Annotated in this window: 21 protein-coding genes; 8 read left to right on the forward strand and 13 right to left on the reverse strand. The window is 64.9% G+C overall.

What is annotated here, in order from left to right; genetic code table 11:
• Positions 1 to 109 precede the first annotated feature (109 nt).
• Positions 110 to 1,108, forward strand: a complete 999-nt coding sequence (locus ASC48_RS02735) for a LacI family DNA-binding transcriptional regulator (RefSeq protein WP_055454248.1) — start codon at positions 110 to 112, stop codon at positions 1,106 to 1,108.
• Between the two features lie 295 nt (positions 1,109 to 1,403).
• On the opposite strand, the gene ASC48_RS02740 is transcribed toward ASC48_RS02735, so the two are convergent.
• The 4 genes from ASC48_RS02740 to ASC48_RS02750 all read right to left on the reverse strand — a co-directional run bounded on the left by ASC48_RS02740 (position 1,404) and on the right by ASC48_RS02750 (position 5,637).
• The gene (locus ASC48_RS02740) at positions 1,404 to 2,837 is read right to left on the reverse strand and encodes an NAD(P)(+) transhydrogenase (Re/Si-specific) subunit beta (RefSeq protein ID WP_055454249.1); all 1,434 of its coding nucleotides are present in this window, start codon (positions 2,835 to 2,837) and stop codon (positions 1,404 to 1,406) included.
• An 18-nt stretch (positions 2,838 to 2,855) separates the two neighbouring features.
• Entirely contained in the window at positions 2,856 to 4,430 is a 1,575-nt protein-coding gene (locus ASC48_RS02745; RefSeq protein ID WP_055454250.1) for a Re/Si-specific NAD(P)(+) transhydrogenase subunit alpha, read from the reverse strand.
• On the reverse strand, positions 4,399 to 4,620 hold the full coding sequence (locus ASC48_RS19460; RefSeq protein ID WP_141658852.1) for a hypothetical protein: 222 nt from the start codon (positions 4,618 to 4,620) through the stop codon (positions 4,399 to 4,401). The genes ASC48_RS02745 and ASC48_RS19460 overlap by 32 nt, the downstream gene beginning before the upstream one ends.
• A gap of 258 nt (positions 4,621 to 4,878) precedes the next feature.
• Entirely contained in the window at positions 4,879 to 5,637 is a 759-nt protein-coding gene (locus tag ASC48_RS02750) for an IclR family transcriptional regulator domain-containing protein (RefSeq protein ID WP_055454337.1), read from the reverse strand.
• 112 nt (positions 5,638 to 5,749) lie between these two features.
• Here ASC48_RS02750 and ASC48_RS02755 point away from each other — a divergent pair, with 112 nt between their 5' ends.
• The 7 genes from ASC48_RS02755 to ubiV all read left to right on the forward strand — a co-directional run bounded on the left by ASC48_RS02755 (position 5,750) and on the right by ubiV (position 11,822).
• Complete coding sequence (locus tag ASC48_RS02755) at positions 5,750 to 6,472, forward strand: 3-oxoacid CoA-transferase subunit A (protein ID WP_055454251.1); 723 nt, start codon at positions 5,750 to 5,752, stop codon at positions 6,470 to 6,472.
• Positions 6,469 to 7,140: a 3-oxoacid CoA-transferase subunit B gene (locus ASC48_RS02760; RefSeq protein WP_055454252.1), complete on the forward strand. Its 672-nt coding sequence runs from the start codon at positions 6,469 to 6,471 to the stop codon at positions 7,138 to 7,140. The genes ASC48_RS02755 and ASC48_RS02760 overlap by 4 nt, the downstream gene beginning before the upstream one ends.
• Positions 7,141 to 7,142: 2 nt before the next feature.
• A complete protein-coding gene (gene pcaF / locus ASC48_RS02765; RefSeq protein ID WP_055454338.1) occupies positions 7,143 to 8,345 on the forward strand; it encodes a 3-oxoadipyl-CoA thiolase in 1,203 nt (400 codons plus the stop codon).
• 214 nt (positions 8,346 to 8,559) lie between these two features.
• Entirely contained in the window at positions 8,560 to 9,210 is a 651-nt protein-coding gene (locus ASC48_RS02770; RefSeq protein WP_055454253.1) for a LysE family translocator, read from the forward strand.
• A 122-nt stretch (positions 9,211 to 9,332) separates the two neighbouring features.
• A complete protein-coding gene (gene ubiT, locus ASC48_RS02775) occupies positions 9,333 to 9,932 on the forward strand; it encodes a ubiquinone anaerobic biosynthesis accessory factor UbiT (RefSeq protein WP_208975498.1) in 600 nt (199 codons plus the stop codon).
• Entirely contained in the window at positions 9,932 to 10,909 is a 978-nt protein-coding gene (gene ubiU, locus ASC48_RS02780) for a ubiquinone anaerobic biosynthesis protein UbiU (protein WP_055454339.1), read from the forward strand. Before ubiT ends, ubiU begins: the two co-directional genes overlap by 1 nt.
• A 4-nt stretch (positions 10,910 to 10,913) precedes the next feature.
• On the forward strand, positions 10,914 to 11,822 hold the full coding sequence (gene ubiV, locus ASC48_RS02785; protein ID WP_055454255.1) for a ubiquinone anaerobic biosynthesis protein UbiV: 909 nt from the start codon (positions 10,914 to 10,916) through the stop codon (positions 11,820 to 11,822).
• On the opposite strand, the gene cysG is transcribed toward ubiV, so the two are convergent.
• From cysG to ASC48_RS02830, 9 genes are all read right to left on the reverse strand, one after another.
• Positions 11,807 to 13,321, reverse strand: coding sequence for a siroheme synthase CysG (cysG, locus tag ASC48_RS02790; protein ID WP_055454256.1), 1,515 nt, complete (start codon positions 13,319 to 13,321; stop codon positions 11,807 to 11,809). The genes ubiV and cysG overlap by 16 nt on opposite strands.
• Positions 13,296 to 16,004, reverse strand: a complete 2,709-nt coding sequence (locus ASC48_RS02795) for a nitrate reductase (protein ID WP_055454257.1) — start codon at positions 16,002 to 16,004, stop codon at positions 13,296 to 13,298. Before ASC48_RS02795 ends, cysG begins: the two co-directional genes overlap by 26 nt.
• The gene (nirD, locus tag ASC48_RS02800) at positions 15,997 to 16,359 is read right to left on the reverse strand and encodes a nitrite reductase small subunit NirD (protein ID WP_055454340.1); all 363 of its coding nucleotides are present in this window, start codon (positions 16,357 to 16,359) and stop codon (positions 15,997 to 15,999) included. Before nirD ends, ASC48_RS02795 begins: the two co-directional genes overlap by 8 nt.
• A 5-nt stretch (positions 16,360 to 16,364) precedes the next feature.
• Positions 16,365 to 18,830 (reverse strand): nitrite reductase large subunit NirB, encoded by a 2,466-nt coding sequence (gene nirB / locus ASC48_RS02805; protein ID WP_055454258.1) that lies wholly within the window; start codon positions 18,828 to 18,830, stop codon positions 16,365 to 16,367.
• A 5-nt stretch (positions 18,831 to 18,835) separates the two neighbouring features.
• The gene (locus ASC48_RS02810; protein WP_055454259.1) at positions 18,836 to 19,636 is read right to left on the reverse strand and encodes an ABC transporter ATP-binding protein; all 801 of its coding nucleotides are present in this window, start codon (positions 19,634 to 19,636) and stop codon (positions 18,836 to 18,838) included.
• A 14-nt stretch (positions 19,637 to 19,650) separates the two neighbouring features.
• Positions 19,651 to 20,469, reverse strand: coding sequence for a nitrate ABC transporter permease (gene ntrB, locus ASC48_RS02815; protein WP_425270000.1), 819 nt, complete (start codon positions 20,467 to 20,469; stop codon positions 19,651 to 19,653).
• A gap of 148 nt (positions 20,470 to 20,617) precedes the next feature.
• Complete coding sequence (locus ASC48_RS02820; protein WP_055454261.1) at positions 20,618 to 21,907, reverse strand: CmpA/NrtA family ABC transporter substrate-binding protein; 1,290 nt, start codon at positions 21,905 to 21,907, stop codon at positions 20,618 to 20,620.
• A 350-nt stretch (positions 21,908 to 22,257) separates the two neighbouring features.
• Positions 22,258 to 23,520, reverse strand: a complete 1,263-nt coding sequence (locus ASC48_RS02825; protein WP_055454262.1) for a CmpA/NrtA family ABC transporter substrate-binding protein — start codon at positions 23,518 to 23,520, stop codon at positions 22,258 to 22,260.
• Positions 23,521 to 23,563: 43 nt separating this feature from the next.
• Positions 23,564 to 24,148, reverse strand: a complete 585-nt coding sequence (locus ASC48_RS02830) for an ANTAR domain-containing response regulator (protein WP_050473100.1) — start codon at positions 24,146 to 24,148, stop codon at positions 23,564 to 23,566.
• Positions 24,149 to 24,282: the final 134 nt, after the last annotated feature.

A 24,282-nucleotide genomic window follows, 5' to 3' on the forward strand; every position in this document is an offset into this window, starting at 1 on the left:
ACCACGATTTCAGCGGATAACCGCAAGTTTCCGTAAATTCTGCAAATGACAGCGCTGATCATTTCTGTCACTCTCCGTTCACTGGCCAATCCAGCGCGGATGATGCAGCATGAAGCGTGTGAAGCTCAGTCAGGTGGCCGAACTGGCCGGTGTCAGTGAAATCACCGCCTCGCGGGCGCTGCGCAATGGCGCCAATGTGGCCCCGCAGACACAGAAGAAGGTGGCGGAAGCGGCCCAGCAGCTCGGCTATCTGCCCAACAGGATCGCCGGATCGCTGGCGGGAGCTGCCTCCAACCAGATCGGCGTCATCGTCCCCTCCCTCACCAACAACGTGTTTCCGCAGGTTCTGCAAGGCCTCGAAAGCCGCCTGACCGCTGCCGGATACCATACTATTCTCGGCGTCTCCGACTATCTGCCGGAGCGCGAGGAGGTGATGATCCGCACCATCCTAGCCTGGCGCCCGGCCGCGCTCGTCATCGGCACGGCGAGCCTGACGGACATCAGCCGCAAGATGCTGGAGCAGGCGGATGTGCCCATTGTCGAGATCATGGATTGCGACATCGAGCCCATCGACATGGCCGCCGGAATCTCACAGGTTCAGGCTGGCAAGGCGCTCGGCTATTATCTGACGGGCCGGGGCTATGAGCGTCTCGCTTATATCGGCCACGACCTTGAGGCCGACCGGCGCGCCGGCAAACGGCGCGAGGGTTTCCTTGCCGCCGCAAGAGAGACGGGTGCCACCATCACCGCGGAACTCACCGCCCCCGCCCCCTCCTCCGTGGCGCTTGGCCGGGACCTGACCGCCCGGCTGCTGGCTGAGGCTCCGCAACGGCCGCAAGCCATATGCTATTCCAACGACGACATGGCCGTCGGCGGCATCTTCCACTGCATGGCGGCAGGCCTTGATGTGCCCGGCGACCTTGCCATCTGCGGCTTCAACGGCCTCGACATCGGCCAGCAGCTGCCCTGCCCGCTCACCACCATCGAATCCGGCCGCACCGGCATCGGCGAGCAGGCCGCCGCCATGATCCTCTCCCGCTTCCAAGGCACCCCCACCCCCACCCGCCTCGACACAGGCTTCCGGTTGCTGCGGGGGGCTTCGGCGTGAGGGGGATGGGAACTCCCCGATAGTCCCTCTCCGCGCCGCCCCGGCCTTGCGCCGGGGCCTGTAGGGCGGGCAGGGTCTGTCCAAAACGGATGCTCTGCGTCCGAAGGAAAGATCAACCGCATTGCGTCCCTGACAGGTCCCGGCACGGAGGCCGGGACGGCGCGGTGGGTGGGGCAGGCATCGCGGATGCGGCCAGCGCGGCGCTCAGTGGCACCCGCCGTTTACCACCTTCCCCCCAACAAAACAAAGGGCGGAGAGGTTGCCCGCTCCGCCCTGATGATCCGGTTGAAGGATCTTACTTGATCATCGGCAGCAGTTCGCTTACGGACTTCTTGGCGTCGCCGTAGAACATGCGCGTGTTCTCCTTGTAGAACAGCGGGTTCTCGATGCCGGAGTAGCCCGTGCCCTGGCCGCGCTTGGAGACGAAGACCTGCTTGGCCTTCCACACTTCCAGAACAGGCATGCCGGCGATTGGCGAGTTCGGGTCTTCCTGGGCCGCCGGATTGACGATGTCATTGGAGCCAATGACAATCACCACGTCGGTGTTCGGGAAATCCTCGTTGATCTCGTCCATTTCCAGCACGATGTCGTAGGGCACCTTGGCCTCGGCGAGGAGCACGTTCATGTGGCCCGGCAGACGGCCTGCCACCGGATGGATGGCGAAGCGCACTTCCTTGCCGGCGGCCCGCAGCTTGCGGGTCAGTTCCGACACGGCCTGCTGGGCCTGCGCCACGGCCATGCCGTAGCCCGGGACGATGATGACGCTGTCCGCATCGTTGAGGGCCGAGGCCACGCCTTCCGCATCGATGGCGATCTGCTCGCCCGCGATTTCCATGGCCGGCCCCGTGGTGCCGCCGAAGCCGCCCAGGATGACCGACACGAAGGAGCGGTTCATCGCCTTGCACATGATGTAGGACAGGATCGCGCCCGAGGAGCCGACCAGCGCGCCGACGACGATCAGCAGATCGTTCGACAGCGAAAAGCCGATGGCAGCAGCCGCCCAGCCCGAGTAGCTGTTCAGCATGGACACGACCACCGGCATGTCAGCGCCGCCGATGCCCATGATCAGGTGGTAGCCGATGAAGAAGGCCAGCAGCGTCATCAGGATCAGCGTCCAGATGCCCGCGCCGTTCACATACATGAACAGCAGGATCAGCGATAGGGCCGCAGCGCTGGCATTCAGCGCATGGCCGCCCGGCAGCTTCGTGGCCTTGCTGTCCACCTTGCCCGCCAGCTTGCCGAAGGCAATGACGGAACCGGTGAAGGTGACCGCACCGATGAAGACGCCGAGGAACACCTCGACCTTGAGAATGATCTGCTCGACACCGTTCTTGTGGGCCAGCACGGCGGCAAAGCCCTCAAGCGAGGCGCGGGTGGCCTCGTCCATCGCCAGCACGCGCACCAGTTCGATGTGGGCGTTGTAGCCGATGAAGACCGCCGCAAGGCCGACCAGCGAGTGCATGGCGGCCACGAGCTGCGGCATTTCGGTCATCTGGACGCGCTGCGCGACCACCCAGCCGATGGCACCGCCTGCCGCGATCAGCAGCACGGAGAGGAGCCACAGGCCCGAGCCCGGCCCGATGAGCGTTGCGGCAACCGCAAGGCCCATGCCGGCGATGCCGTACCAGACGGCGCGCTTGGCGCTTTCCTGCCCCGAGAGGCCGCCGAGCGAGAGAATGAAAAGTACTGCCGCAACAACGTAAGCGGCTGTGGTGAAACCATATTCCATCGTGTCTCTCCCGCCCTCTTACGACTTCTGGAACATGGCAAGCATGCGCCGGGTCACCAGGAACCCGCCGAAGATGTTGATACCGGCCATGAACACCGACAGCGCACCCAGCAGGATCACGAGGAAGCTGCCGGAGCCAACCTGCATCAGGGCGCCCAGAATGATGATAGAGGAGATGGCATTGGTGATGGCCATCAGCGGTGTGTGCAGCGAGTGCGAGACATTCCAGATGACCTGGAAGCCGACGAAACAGGCCAGCACGAAGACGATGAAGTGGCTCATGAAGCTCGCCGGAGCGAAGAGACCGGCCAGCAGGATGAGCGCACCGCTGCCAGCCAGAAGCGCCACCTGATTGCGCGTCTGCGCCTTGAAGGCGGCCGCTTCCTGTGCCCGCCTTTCTTCCGGCGTCAGTTCCTTCGGCTTCTCCTTCGGTTTCTGTGCGGCGATGGCCTGCACTTTCGGCGGCGGAGGCGGGAATGTGATGTCGCCCTTGAAGGTGACGGTCGCACCGCGGATCACGTCATCTTCCATGTTGTGCACAAGCTGCCCGTCCTTGGCGGGGGTCAGGTCGGTCATCATGTGACGGATGTTGGTGGCATAAAGCGTCGAAGACTGGGCGGCCATGCGGCTCGGGAAGTCCGTGTAGCCAATGACGATGACGCCATTGTCAGAGACGACGCGCTGGTCGGCGACGGTCAGTTCGCAGTTGCCGCCGCGCTCGGCAGCAAGGTCAACGATGACCGAACCCGGCTTCATGGCCGCAACCATGTCGGCCAGCCACAGCTTGGGCGCATCGCGGCCCGGGATGAGCGCCGTCGTGATGACGATGTCCATGTCCGGCGCCAGCTCGCGGAACTTCTCCAGCTGCTTCTCGCGGAACTCTGGCGATGAGGGAGCCGCATAGCCACCGGTGGCCGCGCCGTCCTGCACCTGGTCGTCGAAGTCCAGATAGACGAACTCGGCGCCCATGGATTCGATCTGCTCGGCCACTTCAGGGCGAACGTCGAAGGCATAGGTGACCGCACCCAGCGAAGTGGCGGTGCCGATGGCGGCAAGGCCGGCGACACCTGCACCGATGATCAGAACCTTGGCGGGCGGGATCTTGCCTGCCGCCGTCACCTGTCCGGTGAAGAAGCGGCCGAAGTTGTTTCCGGCCTCGATCACGGCGCGGTAACCGGCGATGTTGGCCATGGAGGACAGGGCGTCCATCTTCTGGGCGCGCGAGATGCGCGGCACCATGTCCATGGCGATCACATTGGCGCCGGTGGCCTTCGCCTTTTCCAGCAGGTCCTTGTTCTGCGCCGGATAGAAAAAGGAAATCAGCGTCTTGCCTTCGCCGAGCAGCGCCACTTCGCTTTCCAGCGGCGGGCGCACCTTGGCGATGATGTCCGCAGCGGCGAAAAGGTCGGCAGCCGAAGCTGCAACTTCCACACCGGCCTTGCGGTAGGCTTCGTCAGAAAAACCGGCGGCTTTGCCCGCGCCGCTTTCGATGACACAGCTGTAGCCGAGCTTCTGCAGGTGCGCGGCACTGTCCGGGGTCATCGCGACGCGCGCTTCCCCGTCAATGACCTCGCGCGGTGATCCAATCTTCATCCCGTACCTCGATATAGAAAATGGCTTTTCCGTCCCCCAGCCCCGAGGCTTCATCACCCTTCCGCTGAGGACGGATTCCATGAACCACGGGAGCTTGATGAAACACACTAGCGCACTGCGCAAGAAAATACGCGCCCTGTTTATCAAGATTTTTTCTCAACAATCGCATCGGCGCAACAATCTTGCGCATTCCCATCCAAAAGGGCGGAGGCTTCTGGAAAATTTCGAGAATTGGCGGGCACCTGACGTGCGCGCTGGAACGAAGTCAGACCAATCCAAGCAATAAAATTACTTCGCTGCCCGAATTAAATTGCAGGAAACTCAACAATAGACCTGGGCAGGCCAGACGCGGCGCATCATCGAACGGCCCAAAGGGCGAATCTCATATGCTAGTATGCCGGCAATCTCTGGCGGCACAGCGCTGCGGGCAAGATTGCTGGACCGGACTTTAGCGAATAACCCGGCGCAGCCCCTCCTGAACCTTCAGCAGGGGCTGCAGATAAAGGCCTGGAAGTTCCTCCGCGCTGGCCTGCACGGCTGCAAGCCCCACGTTGAGCGCCGCCACCACCAGCCCGCGTGAGGAATAGACCGGCACGGCGATGGAGCGCAGACCCAGTTCCACCTCCTGATCGATGATGGCATAGCCCAGCCGCCGCGCCTCGGCGACACGGACCATGATCTCCTGCGGTGCCGTCAGGCTGCGCGGGGTGCGCGGGGTCAGATCACAGCGCTCGATCAGGGCAGCGGCCTCCGCTTCCGGCATCGCCGCCAGCAGCACGCGGCCCATGGAGGTGCAATGCACCGGCAGGCGGGAGCCCGGCATCAGGCCGATGGACATCACCCGGCGCTGCGCGGCCCGGGCGAGATAGACGATTTCCAATTCATCCCGGATGGCGACGGAGGCAGACTGGCCGATCTGCTCGGAAAGCTGATCCAGCCAGGGCTGCACGACCTGCGCCAGAGGCAGGGCGGCCAGCGCCCCCATGCCAAGGCGCAGCACCTTGGGCGTCAGGGTGAAGAACTTGCCGTCATAATCGGCATAGCCTGTCTCGTGCAGGGTGAGCAGGCAGCGGCGGGCGGTGGCCCGGTCCAGCCCCGTGGCTTCTGCCACATCGGAGATGGACAGGCGCGAGCGGTCGGCCCGGAAGGCTTCCAGTACGCAGAGCCCCTTGGCGAGCGACGCTATGAAATCGGTCTTGTTCAACATACGCACAAAAAATTACAGGAATTGAACAAAAGTCAACATCCGCACAAATCCGTTTTCTGCCGCCTCAAGGCAGCGTAGCTTCCTGGCCGGAAGTCTCCCTGGGAGGAAATTCATGGACAAGAGAATTGCCACGCTTGCGGAAGCTGTCGCCGGCATTCCGGACGGCGCCTCGGTGATGATCGGCGGTTTCGGCGGCTCCGGTGCGCCGATCGAGCTCATTCACGCCCTCATCGACCGCTATCTCGCAACCGGCAGCCCCAAGAACCTGACGGTCATCAACAACAACGCCGGAAACGGCCATGTGGGCATTGCCGCGCTCATCGAGCAGGGCATGGTCGCCAAGATGGTCTGCTCCTTCCCCCGCTCTGCCGATCCGCGCGTTTTTACCGAGCTGTATCTGTCCGGCAAGATCGAGCTGGAACTGGTGCCGCAAGGCACGCTGGCCGAGCGCATCCGCGCCGGTGGCGCAGGCATTCCCGCCTTCTACACCCCCACTGCCTATGGCACGGATCTGGCCAAGGGCAAGCCGGTGGCCGAATTCGATGGCCGCCACTATGTGCAGGAGCGCTGGCTGAAGGCTGACTTCGCGCTGATCAAGGCAGAAACAGGCGATACTCACGGCAACCTGACCTACCGGATGGCCGCACGCAACTTCGGTCCGGTCATGGCCATGGCCGCTGCCTGCACCATCGTGCAGGTGAGCCGCGCCGTCGAGGCAGGCAGCATTGATCCGGAGACGGTCATCACCCCCGGCATTTTCGTCGACATGATCGTGGAGGTGCCCTCCCCTCAGCAGGAGGAAGCCCTCAACCGCGCAGGAGCCCATCACCCATGACCAGCAAGCTCTCCAACGCCCAGATTGCCTGGCGCGCCGCGCAGGACATCACCGATGGTGCTTATGTGAACCTCGGAATCGGTTTCCCCGAAATGGTGGCCAAGTTCCAGCCACCGGGCCGCGAAGCCATCTTCCACACCGAAAACGGTATCCTTGGCTTCGGCGAGGCTCCGGCGGAAGGCGAAGAGGACTGGGACCTGATCAACGCGGGCAAGAAGGCGGTGACGCTGAAGCCCGGCGCAGCCTTCTTCCACCACGCCGACAGCTTCGCCATGGTGCGCGGCGGCCATCTGGACGTGGCCATCCTCGGCGCCTATGAAGTGGCGGAAAACGGCGACCTTGCCAACTGGTCCACGGGCCCGAAGGGCGTGCCGGCCGTTGGCGGGGCGATGGATCTGGTGCATGGCGCCAAGCGCGTTGCCGTCATCACTGATCACGTCACCAAGGACGGCAAGCCGAAGCTGGTGGAGCGCTGCTCACTGCCGCTCACCGGCGTTGGCTGCGTCACCCGTGTCTATACTTCGCTCGCTGTCATAGATATCGAAAAGGGGCATTTCGTCCTGCGCGAAAAACTGCCAGCCTTGACACTCGAAGCGCTGCAGGCCCAGACCGGTGCAAAGCTGCATCTGGACGGCCCCGTGGCAGACCTGACCGTTCCGGAGCTTTGATGATGACCGACGCATATATCTGTGACTACATCCGCACGCCCATCGGCCGTTATGCCGGTGCTCTGGCAAGCGTCCGGGCCGACGATCTGGGGGCCATTCCGCTGAAGGCGCTGATGGACCGCAACCGCAGCGTCGACTGGGGTGCGGTGGACGAGGTGATCTACGGCTGCGCCAACCAGGCGGGCGAGGACAACCGCAACGTCGCGCGCATGAGCCTGCTGCTGGCGGGTCTGCCGGTCGAAGTGCCGGGCACCACCATGAACCGGCTCTGCGGCTCGGGCATGGATGCGGTGATCGCCGCCGCCCGCGCCATCAAGGCCGGAGAAGCGGAGCTGATCATCGCAGGCGGCGTGGAAAGCATGTCGCGCGCGCCCTTTGTCATGCCCAAGGCCGACGCCGCCTTCGCCCGTGAGAATGCCGTCTATGACACCACCATCGGCTGGCGCTTCGTCAACCCTCTGATGAAGGCGCAATATGGCATCGATTCCATGCCGGAAACGGCGGAGAACGTCGCCGAAGACTACAACATCTCCCGTGCCGATCAGGATGCCTTCGCCCTGCGCAGCCAGCAGAAGGCCGCCGCCGCGCAGGCCAATGGCCGCCTTGCAGAGGAAATCACGCCCGTCATGATCCCGCAGCGCAAGGGCGAGCCGAAAGTGGTGGACAAGGACGAGCATCCGCGCGAGACGACGATCGAGGCGCTGTCCGCCCTCAAGGCGCCGTTCCGCGCCGGTGGTTCGGTAACGGCGGGCAATGCCTCGGGCGTGAATGATGGTGCCGCCGCACTCATCATCGCCTCGGCGGAAGCGGCCAAGCGCTACGGCCTGACCCCTATTGCCCGGATTCTGGGCGGTGCCACTGCCGGCGTGCCGCCGCGCATCATGGGCATCGGACCGGCCCCGGCTTCCAAGAAGCTGCTGGCCCGCCTCGGCCTCACCCAGGACAAGCTGTCGGTGATCGAACTGAACGAGGCCTTCGCCTCGCAGGGCCTTGCCACGCTGCGCGACCTCGGCATTGCCGATGATGATGCCCGCGTCAACCCGAACGGCGGCGCCATCGCCCTCGGCCACCCGCTCGGCATGTCCGGCGCCCGGATCACCGGCACCGCCGCCCTGCAGCTGGCCAAAACCGGCGGTTCGCTGGCACTGGCCACCATGTGCATCGGCGTCGGCCAGGGCATCGCCGTGGCCATCGAACGCGTCTGATCTGATAACACCGGCCGCAGGCAGATTTGCCCTGCGGCCGGTTTTTTAGGTTGCTTGTAGCGCATCAAGCGCCCGCCAACGCGCCGGGGCACTTCTGGCAGAACCCGCAACGCTGACGTGAACCTGTCCGAGCTTTGGTGAAACTTTTCTCACTTGGCCTGCCCTGCCAAAGCTGCAATATGACGGCTTGCCCTTCTGTCATGCGGAGACAGCCATGGACCCGGTATCGGCCATCATCGCCTTTTCGATTGCAGCTGCACTGATGACGCTAACGCCGGGGCTGGATACGGCGCTGGTGCTGCGCACGGCCACGGTGGAGGGCCCGAAACAGGCCTTTGCCGCCGGGCTTGGCATCTCCGGCGGTGTCGTGACCTGGGGCTTTGCCGCCTCCGTGGGGCTGGGCGCGCTGCTGGCTGTCTCTGAAGCGGCTTACCGGGTGATGCAGTATGCCGGTGCAGCCTATCTCATTTGGCTGGGCTTCAAGATGCTCCGCGCCGCCCTGCGCCCTGCCGATCCGGCGCAGCTGGAAAAGGCCGCCGCTGAAGTTGCCGCAGGCCAGAGCGTCAGCCGGGGCTGGTTTTGGCGCGGGCTGATGACCAATCTGCTCAATCCCAAGGTCGGCGTCTTCTATGTCAGCTTCCTGCCGCAGTTCATTCCGGCAGATGTGCCCGTCACGGCCTTCAGCACCGGACTTGCGGCCATCCATGGGCTGATGGGCGTGCTCTGGTTTGCCGTCATCATTCTGGCCACCCGGCCCATTACCGGACTGCTGCGCCGCCCGTCCTTCACCCGCGGCATCGACGGGCTTACTGGCTCCGTCCTGATCGCCTTCGGCCTCAGGCTGGCTCTGGAACGGCGCAGTTGAACGCCAACGGCGAGAAAAAGGATCAGCAACAGGCGGGATAGGCCGCTGGAGTTGATGCGCATCAACTACAGCGCCGGTTGCGCTGCCTATGGTGCCGGGCAACGCGACAGACGGAGCCCCGCATGATCCCTTCCGGCCCCAATAGCAGCCCCACTATCAGCCCAGACAGCCCCTCTGGCGCTGGCCAGCCCCCGTCCATTCCCGGAATGCCGCCGTTTCTGGCCCTCGGCCTGCGCCTTGCCCCCGCTGCACCTGCGGCTTTCGTGCTGACGGGCGCCGCACGGCAGATCGTGGCGCGCCATCCCGGCCTGATGAGCCGGCTCGGCGCCTACCGCCACAGCCGCTTTGCGCTGACGGCCAGCGACGTGCCGCTGACCTTCCTGATGGACCTGTCGCAGGAGCCGCTGACCATCACCCTGCATGCCGTTCCGCCCGCCGCCGATGCGCGCATCACCGGAAAGCTGTCGGCGCTTGTCGGACTGGTGCATGGGGTCTGGGACGGAGATGCGCTGTTCTTCTCCCGCGATCTCACCATTGAGGGCGACACTTCGGCGGCCCTGGCCCTGCGCAATGCCATTGACGATGCGGAGCTGGATCTGGGCGCGGAAATCGCCCGTCTTACCGGCCCGCTCGCCGGTGCTGCCAAGCGGGTGATTGCCCTGCTGCAGTCCATGACCGGCGTGCCGCTGAGCCGTCCGGCCCCCATGGAGGCTTTCCGATGATGGAGCTCGTCTGTCCCGCCGGAACGCCTGCGGCGCTCCGGGCTGCCACTGATGCCGGAGCCCATGCCATCTATTGCGGCTTTGCCGATGACACCAACGCCCGCAACTTCCCCGGCCTCAATTTCTCCCGCGAGGAGCTGGCGGCGGGCGTCACATATGCCCATGCACGCGGGGCAAAGGTGCTTGTCGCGATCAACACCTTCCCCCGCGCCGGAAACGAGGACCTGTGGCACCGCGCCGTCGCCGATGCGGAACAGGCAGGTGCCGATGCGGTGATCCTGGCCGATCTCGGCCTAATCGCCTATGCGGCGGAGCGGCATCCGGGCCTGCGGCGGCATCTGTCGGTGCAGGCGGCTGCGGCAAACCCCGATGTCATCAACTTCTATGCAGAGACCTTCGATGTGAAGCGGGTGGTGCTGCCGCGCGTGCTGAGCGTGGAAGAAATCGCCGCGATCAACCGGGAGATCAGCATCGAGACGGAGGTGTTCATCTTCGGCGGGCTCTGCGTCATGGCGGAGGGGCGCTGCTCCCTGTCGTCCTATATCACCAGCCGCTCGCCCAACATGAACGGCGTGTGCTCGCCCGCAAGCCATGTGGACTATGCCGAAGAGGGCCAGTATCTGGCAGCACGGCTGGGCGGCTACACCATCCACCGCTCGGCCAAGGGGGAAGCTGCCCCCTACCCCACCCTGTGCAAGGGCTGTTTCAAGGTGGGCAAACGCACGGGTTACGTCTTCGAAGACCCGGCAAGCCTTGATGCGTCCGAACTGCTGCCCGCGCTGGCGCGGGCCGGGGTTTCGGCGCTGAAGATCGAGGGCCGCCAGCGGTCGCGGGCCTATGTGTCGCAGGTGGTGCGCAACTTCCGCGCCGCCATCGAGGCGCTGGAAGCAGGCCGCCCGGTGCCGGCCGGCATGCTGGCGCAGCTGACCGAGGGCCAAAGCTCCACCGCCGGGGCCTATAACAAGATCTGGAGATGACAGGATGGAGCTGACGGTTGGCCCGGTGATGGGCTTCTGGGACGCTGCGGCGTGGAGCGATTTCTATGCAAGACTGGCCGAAACACCGGGCGTGAAGCGCGCCGTCATCGGCGAGCTGGTCTGTTCCAAGCGCCTGCCCTTCTATCAGACGCGCCTGCCGGAAGCCATCGAGCGGCTGGAGGAGGGCGGCAAGGAGGTGGCAGTGACAAGCCTTGCGCTGGTCACCCTGAAGCGCGAGCGCAAGCAGACCGCCGAACTGGCGGACATGGGCCTTGTGCTGGAGGTGAATGATATCACCGCCCTCGCGCATCTGCCGAAAGGCGCCGCCTTTTCGGCGGGTCCCCTGATCAACGTCTACAACGAGGGAACCGTGTCCTTCCTGAAGGCACGCGGTGCCGTACGTTTCTGCCTGCCGCCGGAACTGCCGATGGCGTCGGTGGAGCGGCTGGCTGCGGCCGCAGACCCCGTGCCGGTGGAGGTCTGGGGCTGGGGCCGCCTGCCGCTGGCCATTTCCGGCCGCTGCTATCACGCCCGCTACCACGACCGGGCCAAGGATCAGTGCCAGTTCGTCTGCGCCGAAGATCCGGACGGGCTGGCGGTGGATACGCTGGACGGGCAGGAGTTTCTGGCCATCAACGGCGTGCAGACGCTCTCGGCCCAATGCGCCAACATGGCCCACACGCTGCCGCGCCTGAAGAGCGCCGGCGTCAGCGGCCTCAGGCTCTCGCCGCAGACGCAAGGCTTCTTCGAGGTGATCAGCCTGTTCGATGATCTGGTGCAAGGCCGCATCGGCGCGGAGGAGATGAGCGCCAAAGCCCTCCCCCATGCGCCGGGCGGCGCTTTTTGCGACGGCTTTCTGGAAGGGGCCGCCGGTGTTTCATGGTCCGGCAATCCCCTTCAGGCACGGGATTGACGGGAAAGCGGAAGCATCAGCTCCGTTTCAGATGATGCCGCCTCTTCTTCAGCCTTCGCCGCAAAAACTTGCCCTATGCCGATCAGCACCGGAGCGTCCCCGAAGGCGGCCATGGCGGTGCTGGAAAGGTCTGCAAGACGGCCGGTCCAGATTTTCTCATCCGGGCGGCTGACGGAGCCGTGGGCCACAACGGGCAAGTCAGGGGAGACGCCTTCCGACAGGAGCCGCTGGCGCAAGCCGTCTGCCATGCGGCGGCCCATGTAGAACACCGTGGTGGCGGCAGAGGTGGCGCGCTCTGTCAGGTCCAGCGTGTCCGGCAGGCCGCCGTGGCGGGAGTGGGCTGTCATCAGGCGCAGGCTCTGGGCATGATCGCGGTGGGTGAGCGACACCTTCAGCCGCGCCGCCATGGCCGAGGCCGCCGTGATGCCCGGCACCACGGAAACGGGGATGCCTTCGGCTTCCAGACGCGCAATTTCCTCCCCTGCCCGGCCAAACACCATCGGATCGCCAGACTTCAGCCGCACCACCTTGCGTCCCTGCCGGGCGAGCGAAACCATCATGTCATTGATGTCTTCCTGCGCGCAGCTTTCCCGCCCGCCGCGCTTGCCGACGAGCATGCGTTTCGCCTCCCGGCGGGCCAGCTCCAGCACTTCGGCGCTGACGAGATCGTCAAACAGGATCACATCCGCCGACTGCAGCGCCCGCATCGCGCCAAGCGTCAGATGGGCAGCATCGCCTGGCCCTGCACCCACCAGAACCACCTCACCGGTGGCAGGGGCTTCCTCAGCCAGATGATCGATAAGGGCGCCGAAATCCTCCTCAAGTTCCGGCGCTCCACGCGCAAAGGCGGCTTCGCTGAACTGCCGCCAGAAGCGCCGCCTGAGGGCCACGCTTTCCAGCCGTTCACTCACCACTGCGCGAATGCGGGCTGCAAGCTGCGCCCAGCGCGAGAGACCGGGCGGCAGCAGGGTTTCGATTTTCTGACGCACCGTCTGGCCCAGCACAGGTGCCGCGCCATCGGTGGAGATGCCGACGACCAGCGGCGAACGGTTGACAATGCCGCCGAACTGGAACTGACAGAAGGCTGGCCGGTCGATGACATTCACCGGCACACCCGCCGCACGGGCCGCTGCGAAGAAGGCTGCGGCCTCTTCGTCATCTTCCGCATCAGCAATGGCGAGGGCCGCACCGGTCAGATCTTCCGGCTGCCAGCGCCGGGAGGCGTGATGGATGCGCGGGCTCAGCGCCGGATCCGCCAGCAGCGCCGCCAGATCCTCGCAAGGGCTATCGGTGAAGAGATGCAATTCCACCCCTGCGGCCAGCAGCAGCTCGGCTTTCCAGGCGGCAGGCTCCCCGCCCCCGGCCAGCACCGCCTTGCGGCCCGTGAGCGGCAGGAACACCGGCAGCACGGCCAGAGGCTCCATCCGGGCAGGACGCTGCGGGCGGGCGGAACGAGGCGAAAGGCCAGAGGTCTCAGGCTGAACGTGCGGCATGGTCATGCGCCTCCTCATGGGGTTTGCACTCCGCCAGCAGGCGGGCGATTTCCGGGCGGCAGGAGCCGCAGTTGCTGCCAGCGCCCAGGCAGGCGCCGATCGCAGCCACCGTGTCAGAGCCCTCAGCCGCAGCGCGGCGGATCTCATTGGCCCCAATCTGGAAGCAGGTGCAGACCACCGGCCCCTTTTCCGGCACATCCGCCGCCGGGCGCCCTGCGAGCAGCCTCCAGCGGGTGGTGGGGCCATCGTCCCGCGTGCCGGGCAGGCTGCTGGCCCAGCTGCGGGAAACGGCAACCGGCGTGCGGGCAAGGAACACGGCCCCGGCCAGCACCCCGTCCTGCCAGACCATGCAACGGTAAAGCCCGTCAGAGGCTGCATGGAAGGACGTCTGCTCCGGCTTGCCAGCCCCACCCAGGGCGCAGCGGCGCAAAAGGCTTGCCGCGATCTCTTCCGGTGTGTCCTCGTCCAGCGTAGCAAACTCGATCTTCACCGCCTCGCTCGTTCCCACATCAGTCAGCGGCGCAAGCGCCCAATAGGCAAAGGGCAGATGCTCCGGCGCGCGGGAGAGCACGGCGAAGCCGTGCCAGCGGGCAGCAACCGGAGCAAGACGCACCGCATTGCGCTTCAATCCCGGCTGGCCGGAGAACGGGTCGCGCTGGCGCCCGGCCAGAACGTCGATGCGGGCGCGGGCGGAAAATTGCCCGGTCCAGTGGATCGGCACGAAAACCTCGCCCCGGCGCACCCGGTCCGTCACCACGGCCCGCACGAGAACGCTGCCCCGCGCGTTGGAAATCTCCACCAGATCCGCCGCTGCGATGCCCTGCGCTGCGGCGTCTTCGGGGTGAATTTCGGCGAAGGGCTCGGCGATATGGGTCAGCAGCCGCGCTGCCCGGCCGGTGCGCGTCATGGTGTGCCATTGATCGCGGATACGGCCGGTGTTGAGCGTCAGCAGGCCCTCCTCTTCCGGTCCGGTTGCGGCGGGCGCCACCGGCACCATCCGCGCCTTGCGGTCGGGCGTGAAGAAGCCGCCCTGCGCAAAGAAGCGGCCATTTTCCGGGCCATTTCCTTCTGCGGGCGCGGGCCAGAGGAAGGGCTGCAGCGCGTCATAGTCCGGCTTGCTGATACCGGCATGGGTGCTGATATCGAAATCCCGGCTGCCGTTATTGCCAGCCCCGGAAAGGGCGGCATGTTCGGCAAAAATATCTGCCGCACTCGTATAGGCAAAGGCCTCACCATGCCCCATGCGCCGCGCCACGGCGGAGATAATGGCCCAGTCGGGCAGAACTTCACCCGGCAGCGGCAGGAAGGCGCGCTGGCGGGAGATGCGCCGCTCGGAATTGGTCACCGTACCGTCCTTCTCGCCCCAGGCAGCGGCAGGCAGCAGCACATGGGCGTGGCGGGTGGTGTCCGTGTCGCGCAGCACATCAGATACCACGACGAAGGGGCAGCGTCCCAAGGCTTCGCGCACCCGGTCCGCATCCGGCAGGCTGTCCACCGGGTTGGTGGCCATGATCCAGACCGCCTTGATGCGGCCCTCATGCATGGCGTCGAACAGTTCCACCGCCTTCAGGCCGGGCCTCGCCGCCAGCTTTGGTGCGTTCCAGAAGCCCTGCACGATGTCCCGGTGCGCCGGATTGTCGAGGTCCATATGGGCGGCGAGCATGTTGGCAAGGCCGCCCACCTCGCGCCCGCCCATGGCATTGGGCTGGCCGGTGACGGAAAACGGCCCCATGCCGGGCTTGCCAATGCGGCCCGTGGCAAGATGCACATTGACGATGGCATTGACCTTGTCCGTGCCGGAGACGGACTGGTTGACGCCCTGGCTATAGACCGTCACCACTTTCGGCGTGCGGGCGAAAAGCTCGAAGAAGGCGCCGGTTTCGGCCGGAGAAAGCCCCGTTGCCGCAGCCACGGCGCTCACCGGCCACTGGCGGGCGATGGCTAGCGCCTCATCCAGTCCATTCACATGCTGGCGCACATAAGCCCGGTCGATGCGCCCGCCTTCGTCGAGATAGGCGAGCAGCCCGGCAAACAGCGCCGTGTCGCCATCCGGGCGGATGGAGAGATGCAGGTCCGCCAGTTCGCTGGTGGCGGTGCGGCGCGGGTCGATGGTGACGACCCGCATGGAAGGCCGCGCCGCCTTGGCTGCCTCCAGCCGCTGGAACAGCACCGGATGGCACCAGGCGAGATTGGAGCCCACCAGCACCACAAGGTCTGCCTCTTCCAGATCCTCATAGCTGCCCGGCACCGTATCAGACCCGAAGGCCCGCCGGTGGCCAGCCACGGAAGAGGCCATGCACAGGCGCGAGTTGGTGTCGATATTGGCCGAACCGATGAAACCCTTCATCAGCTTGTTGGCGGCGTAATAATCTTCCGTCAACAACTGGCCGGAGCCGTAGATGGCAACACTCTCCGGCCCATGCTCGCGGATGGCTTCGCTGAACCGGCGGGCGACGAGATCCAGCGCCATATCCCAGGAGGCCCGGCGCCCGCCGATTTCAGGATGCAGCAGCCGGCCCTCCAGCGCCAGCGTGTCCGCCAGCGCCGAACCCTTGGAGCAGAGCCGCCCGAAGTTGGAAGGGTGCTCCGGATCGCCCTTCACGGTGACGGAGCCATCGTCATGCCGGATGGCCAGCACGCCGCAGCCGACACCGCAATAGGGGCAGGCGGTGCGGGTGGTTTCAGCCATCCAGCTTCTCCCCTTGCGCGGTCCGGCCATGCAAGGTCAGCGCGGCGCGGGTGAGGAACACCCGCCCGCCCTCGATACGGGCAGGCGTGGTGGCTACAGCCCCCTCATCCGCCCCTTGAGCCAGACCCGTTGCAAGGTCAAACACCCAGTTGTGCAGCGGGCAGGTGACATGCCGGCCATGCACGATGCCCTCGCTCAACGGGCCGCCCTTGTGAGGGCAGCGGTCGTCCAGCGCATAGACCTCGTCCGCCTCGGTGCGGAACAGGGCGATACAGCCGGCCGGTGTCTTGACGACACGGGCGCCCGAGCGGGGAATGTCGGACAGGCTGCCGATCTCGATCCAGTCTGGTGTCATCGCGTTCATTCCGCCGCCTCCAGTCCCAGCACGGCCATGGGCCGGAATTCATGCTTGTCCTTGCCCGAGACACGCTCGGACCAGGGGTCAGTCTGCGCGAATTTCTGCGAATAGACGAAGCGCTCGAAATAGGCGCGGCGGCGCTCGCCATCTTCCATGATCTGGCGGCGCACCTCGTCGTGGCCGATGCGCTTGGCCCACTTGTAGATACGCTCCAGATAATGGCCCTGCTCGCGGTACATCTGGATCAAGGCCGTGATGTGCTCCAGCGCCTCATCCTCGGTATGGACAAGGCCCAGAACATCCGTGCCCTTGATGTCGAGCCCGGCTGCGCCCGCGAAATGGATTTCGTAGCCGCTGTCCACACAGATGACGCCCACGTCCTTGCAGGTGGCCTCGGCGCAGTTGCGCGGGCAGCCGGAGACGGCCAGCTTTACCTTGGCCGGCGTCCAGGAGCCCCAGAGGAACTTTTCCAGCCGCACACCCAGACCGGTGGAATCCTGCGTGCCGAAGCGGCACCAGTCCGAGCCGACACAGGTCTTCACCGTGCGCAGGCCCTTGGCATAGGCGTGGCCGGAGACGAAGCCGGCCTTGCCGAGATCCTCCCAGACAGCCGGAAGGTCTTCCTTCTTCACCCCCAGCATGTCGATGCGCTGGCCGCCGGTGACCTTGACGGCGGGAATGGCGAACTTGTCCACCACATCGGCGATGGCCCTCAGTTCTGCCGCCGAGGTCATGCCGCCCCACATGCGCGGCACGACGGAATAGGTGCCGTCCTTCTGGATGTTGGCGTGGACGCGCTCGTTGATGAAACGCGACTGGCTGTCATCCTCATATTCGCCCGGCCAGTCGGCCATCAGATAGTAGTTAAGCGCAGGCCGGCACTTGGCGCAGCCGCCGGAGGTGGACCAGTTCAGCTCCTGCATCACCGCCGGAATGGACTTCAGCTTCTTCGCCTTGATCAGGCGGCGCACCTCGTCGTGGCTGTGAGTGGTGCAGCCGCACATGGGCTTCACCGCCTGCACCTGGAACTTGTCGCCCAGCGTCAGCTGCATCACCTTTTCCACCAGTCCCGTGCAATTGCCGCAGGAGGCGGAGGCCTTGGTGTGGGCGCGGACCTCCTCTAGGCTGGTCAGGCCTTTGGCCGTGATGGCCGAGACGATGGTTCCCTTGCACACGCCGTTGCAGCCGCAGATTTCCGCATCATCCGCCAACGCCGCAACGGCCGCCGTAGGGTCCAGTGCGCCCCCTCCCTGGAAGGCCTGCCCGAAGATCAGCGTCTCGCGCAGATCCGAGATATCCGTGCCCTTCTTCTTCAGATCAGCAAACCATGCGGCATCGCCGGTCTCGCCGAAGAGGACCGAACCGATGATGCGGTTGTCCTTGAGGATCAACCGCTTGTAGATGCCCGCGCTGGCATCGCGCAGGACGATTTCCTCCCGGTCCTCGCTTTCGGCAAAATCGCCCAGCGAGAACAGGTCAATGCCGGTCACCTTCAGCTTGGTGGGCGTGTCCTGGTGGACGAAGCCCTTCACGTCTGCGCCCGTCACCGGCTTTGCCAGCTCGCCCGCCAGCACCCGTGCCATCTCGTAGAGCGGCGCGACAAGGCCATAGACCTGCCCGCCTACTTCCGCGCATTCGCCGAGGGAGAAGATGTCCGGATCGCTGGTGCGCATGTGGTCATCCACAAGGATGCCCCGGTTCACCTCAAGGCCTGCCTCGCGTGCAAGGCCTGCGTTGGGGCGGATGCCCGCCGCCATGACGACGAGCGTGGCGGGAACCTCCGTGCCATCCTGAAGCGCCACTGCGCGGACCTTGCCGGTGTCATCGCCCAGCAGCGCCTGCGTGTTGGCGCGGGTCATCACCTTGATGCCGCGCTCTTCCAGCGAGCGCTGCAGCAGATAGCCTGCCGCCGGATCGAGCTGGCGCTCCATCAGCGTCGGCATCACATGCAGCACGGTCACATCCATGCCGCGCGCCTTCAGCCCGGCAGCCGCTTCCAGCCCCAGCAGACCACCGCCGATGACCACTGCCGTCTCGCGGGCCTGCGCGGCCAGCAGCATGGCATCCACGTCATCCAGATCGCGGTAGGTGATGACGCCTCTCAGGTCCTTGCCCGGCACAGGCAAAATGAAGGGCACCGAGCCGGTGGCGATCACCAGCTTGTCGTAGGCTGCCGTCTCGCCCTGATCGGAGGTAACGGTCTTCGCCTCACGGTCGATGGCGGTGATGCGGTGCCCCTTGTAGAGGGTGATACCATGACGGATGTACCAGCCATCGCCGTGGATGATGATGTCCTCAAAGGCCTTTTCACCCGAGAGAACCGGTGACAGCATGATGCGGTCGTAGTTCACACGTGGTTCGGCGTTGAAAATGGTGATGTCGTAGAGATCCGGCGCCTGCTCCAGCAGATGCTCCAGCATCCGCCCCGGAGCCATACCATTGCCGACGATAACGAGTTTCTGGCGCATGGGTGTCACTCCGCCGCTTCCACGAAGCGGTGACGCTCGTAGAGGAATTTCAGGACAGCCTCGCGGCACTTCAGATAGGTGCGGTCTGAGGCCAGCTCGATGCGGTTGCGCGGACGTGCGATTGGCACCTCCAGCACCTCCCCGATGCAGGCGGCCGGGCCGTTGGTCATCATCACGATGCGGTCCGACAGGAGCACGGCCTCGTCCACGTCATGGGTGATCATGATCATGGTGTTGCCGAGCCTTGCGTGGATTTCCATCACCGCATCCTGCAGATGGGCGCGGGTCAGCGCGTCCAGCGCGCCGAAGGGTTCGTCCAGCAGCAGCACCTTGGGTTCCATTGACAGCGCCCGGGCGATGCCGACGCGCTGCTTCATGCCACCGGAAATTTCCGCCGGGCGCTTGCTGCCGGCATGGGCCATCTGCACCAGATCGAGATTGTGCATCACCCAGTCGTGCCGCTCGGCCTTGCTCTTGCGGCCGCGGAACACCTTGGAGACGGCGAGATCGACATTCTCGTAGACGGTCAGCCAGGGCAGCAGGCTGTGGTTCTGGAAGACGACCGCCCGCTCCGGGCCGGGGGCATCCACCACCTGCCCTTCCAGAAACACGACACCCGTCGTCGCCGGGGTCAGCCCGGCGATGATGTTGAGCACCGTGGACTTGCCGCAGCCGGAGTGGCCGATGATGGAGATGAACTCGCCCTTGTCCGCATTGAGGGAAACCTCACGCAGCACCTCGGACTTGAGGCCCGCACGCTCGTAGGTCTTGGAGACGAGCTGCAGGGAAAGATAGGACTGTGCCATGCCGGTTCTCCTGTTCAGGCGTTCGCGGTGCCGCGGGTGACAAGGCGGCCTGCAAAGGCGATGAGACGGTCAAGGAAGCATCCGACGACCCCGACATAGACGAGGGCGACGATGATGTCGCTGATCAGCGACGAGTTCCATGCGTCCCAGATGAAGAAGCCGATGCCAACGCCGCCGATGAGCATTTCCGCCGCCACGATGGCGAGCCAGGACAGGCCGATGCCGATGCGCAGGCCCGTGAAGATGTAGGGCGCGGCAGCCGGCAGCATGATCTTGGCGAAATACTCGAAGCCGTTCAGCCGCAGCACCCTGGCAACATTCTGATAGTCCTGCGGAATGTTGCGGATGCCGACCGCCGTGTTGATGATGACCGGCCAGACGGCGGTGATGAAGATGACGAATATGGCTGACGGGTTGCCATCCTGAAAGGCAGCCAGCGACAGGGGCAGCCAGGCCAGCGGCGGCACGGTGCGCAGCACCTGGAAGATCGGATCAAGCCCGCGCATGGCCCACTGGCTGGAGCCGACGAGCACGCCAAGGCCGATACCCACCACCACGGAGAAGGCATAACCGACAGCCACGCGCTGCAGGCTGGCAAGGATCTGCCAGAACATGCCCTGATCAATGCCCTGCCCTTCATAGAACGGATGGACGATGATCTCCCAGCTCTCAGACAGCACCTTCGAAGGTGACGGCAGGCTGGCGGTGGTTGAGGAGCACAGCACCTCCCACACGACGAGCAGAACGGCAAGAGTGAGAACAGGCGGCAACAGAGTCTGGCCTGCGCTGCGGGCCAGCGTGAGCGCGCGATTGAATTGGCTGCTTGTCTTCATGGGGCGGGTAAAGGCGATGACGCTGGCCGTTGCCTTGCGTATCGCGGCGTCCTTCATCTTCAGCTGGGTCTGGGGCATCAGGTTCTCCCTCGGGTCTTCATCTGTTCCGGAGCGGTGCGTCCCCGCTCCGGAACATCTCATGCTGCCTTCAGGCGATCCGCGTAATCGCAAGGCTCTTCAGGTAGGCTTCGGGGTTCTCCGGGTCGAAGACCTTGCCGTCGAAGAAGGTTTCCAACCCGCGCGAAGTGGAGGCCGGGATATCGGTGACGCCCAGCGTCTTGGCCGCCTCGCGCCACAGGTCCTCGCGGTTCACCTGCGCAATCAGCGCCTTGATGTCCGTCTCTGGCTCGAACTTGCCCCAGCGGATGTCTTCGGTGAGGAACCAGGCATCGTGGCTCTGGAACGGATAGGAGGCATGGTCCCGCCAGAACTTCATGAAATGCGGGCTGTTTTCGACCAGCTTGCCGTTGCCGTAGTCAAACTCGCCTTTCAGCCGGTCAACGATGTCCTTTGCCGGAACATTGAACCAGGAGCGCTTGCCGACGATTTCGGCCAGCTCTTCCTTGTTGGCCATGTCATCGCACCACTGGGCCGCTTCCATGACAGCCATCAGCAACGCCTGAGCCGCGCGCGGGTTCTTCTCCACCCAGTCGGCGCGCATGCCCAGGGACTTCTCGGGGTGATTGTTCCAGATCTCTCCTGTGGTCAGGGCCGAGTAGCCGATGCCCTGATTGACCAGCTGCTCGTTCCAGGGCTCGCCCACGCAGAAGCAATCCATGGTGCCAACCTTCATGTTGGCCACCATCTGCGGGGGCGGCACGACAATGGTTTCAACGTCCTTGTCCGGATCGATGCCGCCGGCAGCCAGCCAATAACGCAGCCAGAGGTCATGGGTGCCACCGGGGAAGGTCATGGCAGCCTTTGCCGGGTTGCCTTTGGCCTTGCGGGCGGCGAAGCTATCGCGGAGCACGCTGGAATCGAGCCCGACCTTCAGATCCGCATAGGCAGAGCCAACCGAAATGCCCTGAGAATCCAGGTTAAGACGGGCGAGGATGACCATCGGCAGCGGAACGTTGTTCTGCGTCACCTTGCCCGCGGAGATGAGATAAGGCATCGGTGTCAGGATATGCGCGCCATCAATGCCGTTGCCTTGCGAGCCCAGCACCAGATTATCGCGCGTGGTGCCCCAGGAGGCCTGCTTCACCACTTCCACATCCGGCATGCCGTATTTGGCGAAGAGCCCCTTCTCCTTGGCCACGATCAGCGGCGCGGAATCGGTGAGCGCGATGAAGCCGAGAACGGCGCGGGTTGTCTCTGGCCCTGCCCCTTGTGCAAAGGCGCCGGAGGGAAAGGCCGACTTCACAGCCCCGGCAAGGGCGGCGGCGGCGCTGGACTTCAACAAGGTGCGGCGGCTGAGGCCGGCTGTGGTGATGCTCATCGTGTCTGTCCCCTTCTTTGCCCGGGCCCTTCTGTTTTTCCTGGAGCCCAAAACAAAAAACGCCGCCCGGTGACTGCGCGCGGGAAGGGAGGCTCCCGGCAGCAAACCAAGCGACGTCGATGTCTCTCGTGAACGCTGATATGTGCGTTCGATGGTTCCGGTCGCCGTTGACCGGAGCGAGTTATTAAATGCAAGCGCCGTGCCAGATGCTGGCCTCTGCGATAAAATATTGATTTACAAGGATTTTTGGAGAAGCCGGATTTTGAACCTCCGGCAGGCGCTTATCAGAACCCCGCCTTTTTATGCACCATCATGCAGTGCAGCAACTTATCTGCACAAATTGAATCCACTCACACTTCAGACAGCGGCACCGGCTCACCGGGTCTGCGGCGCACCGGGAAGCCCTCCACATGGGCCATGATGTCCTGAGGATCGAAGCGTGCGCCATCCATGAAGGCGGCTGCGGCCAGAGCGGCATCCTCCAGATCCGCATCCGCCTCTGCTCCAAGGGCCATGCGGTAGAGATCCGGGCGGCAGGAGCCTGCGGCCTTCTCCGCCAGCGCCTGTGAAAACCCGGCCTGCCCCCAGCGGATCATCTGGCTGTAGATCCACAGGGCCAGCGTGCGGCTCGGCACATTCGAGCTCTGCCCGTGAAAGCGGAAATAGCTGTCGATCCGGCGGGTGCGGCCATGGGCATCGAGGCTGAATTCGCCCGCCAGAACGCGGCGCAGAATGTCCTTCGGTGCACCCAGATAGCGCGGATCGGCCAGGATCGCGGCCAGATCATCGTGGTTTTCCGGAGCCTCGCAACAGCGCGCCGCCCGGTCGAGCGCCACGATCAGCCGCATCACCGTGTCCTGATTGGCATCGGCCCATTCCGGGCGCATGGCCAGCACCTTTTCCGGCGCCAGCGGCCAGATGTCCTGCTTGACCGCAACGATGCGCCCGACACCGCGTTCGCAGGCAATCATGTTCCACGGCGCACCGACACAGAAACCGTCAATGGCCCCCGCTTCCAGCGCATCGGAGGTCATGGGCGGCGGCACGACCACCAGCCGCACATCCGCATCCGGATCAATGCCGCCTGCCGCCAGCCAGTAGCGGAACTCATAGTTATGCGAGGAAAACGGATAGGTGACGCCCAGCGTCAGCGGCGCCATGCCGCCTTCCCGCCGCGCCTGCACCACCAGCGCCAAAGCCCGGGCGCAGCCCAGCGCATCAGCCCGTTCCACCCCTTCGGCAAGTTCTGCCATTTCCTCGAACAGCCGAAGCGCCAGCGTGATGGCATTGCCGCCCTGCCCCAGAAAGAAGGGCGTGACCGCAGGCGACGGATTGGAGCCAAGCCCGAGCTGCGCCGCCACCGGCATGGGCGAGAGCATGTGGGCGATATCGAACTGACGGAAGGCAAGCCGGTCGCGCACATTGGCCCAGGACACATCGCGCACCAGTTCCAGCCGCAGGCCCTCGCGTTCGGCAAAGCCCGCCTCGGCGGCGGCCAGCAGGATCGAGGCATCAACGAGCGGAATGAAGCCGGCCCTGAGCACGCGCGGCTCCCGGCCCGGCGCCTTGCCGGGCAGGGGAAGATCGGGGGCATGTGCCGGGTGTGCGTTCATCCTGTCCTGCTCCTTCTGCGCGTCCCCCGCGCGGGCCTGCCGTTCACAGCAGCAGCCCGGCTGCGGTCACCACGCTCTGGGCGATGTCCGCAATCTTCTTCTTCTCGTTCATCGCCGTCTGCCGCAGCAGCGTGAAGGCTTCTTCCTCGCTGAGCCCGCGGGATTTCATCAAAATGCCCTTGGCCCGCTCCACCACCTTGCGCTCTTCCAGCGCGTTGCGTGCCTCGGCCAGTTCCTGCTGCAGCCGGGTGAAGGCATTGAACCGGGCAATGGCCATGTCGAGGATCGGCTTCACCCGCTCCTGCCTGAGCCCGTCGACCACATAGGCGGACACGCCAGCCTCCACCGCCGCCGCGACCATGCCGCTTTCCGAGCGGTCCACGAACATGGCAATCGGCCGCTGGGCCGCGCGCGACACTTGAAACAGATGCTCCAGCTGGTCACGGTTGGGGTTTTCCAGGTCGATGACGATCACATCCGGGTCGATCTCGACGATGCGGCGCACCAGCCCGTCCATGCTGGACAGAAGGATCACCCGCTCATGCCCGGCCTCCCGCAATCCGCGCTCGATGATCGAGGCGCGAATGTCGTTCTCATCGATCACGAGTACGGTCAGGGCTGCGTCCATGGCGCGATTATGCCGGGGCTTTTCCGCAGCGCAATATCACCCCCTGCCCGTTTTATAGGCATGCCGTACAAGAGGACCCGAAAGGCCCTTTGCCCCACCCTCCCCCCTGTCCGGATTTCCGGACGGGGGCATCG

The organism is Pannonibacter indicus, assembly GCF_001418225.1.
Classification (GTDB): domain Bacteria; phylum Pseudomonadota; class Alphaproteobacteria; order Rhizobiales; family Stappiaceae; genus Pannonibacter; species Pannonibacter indicus.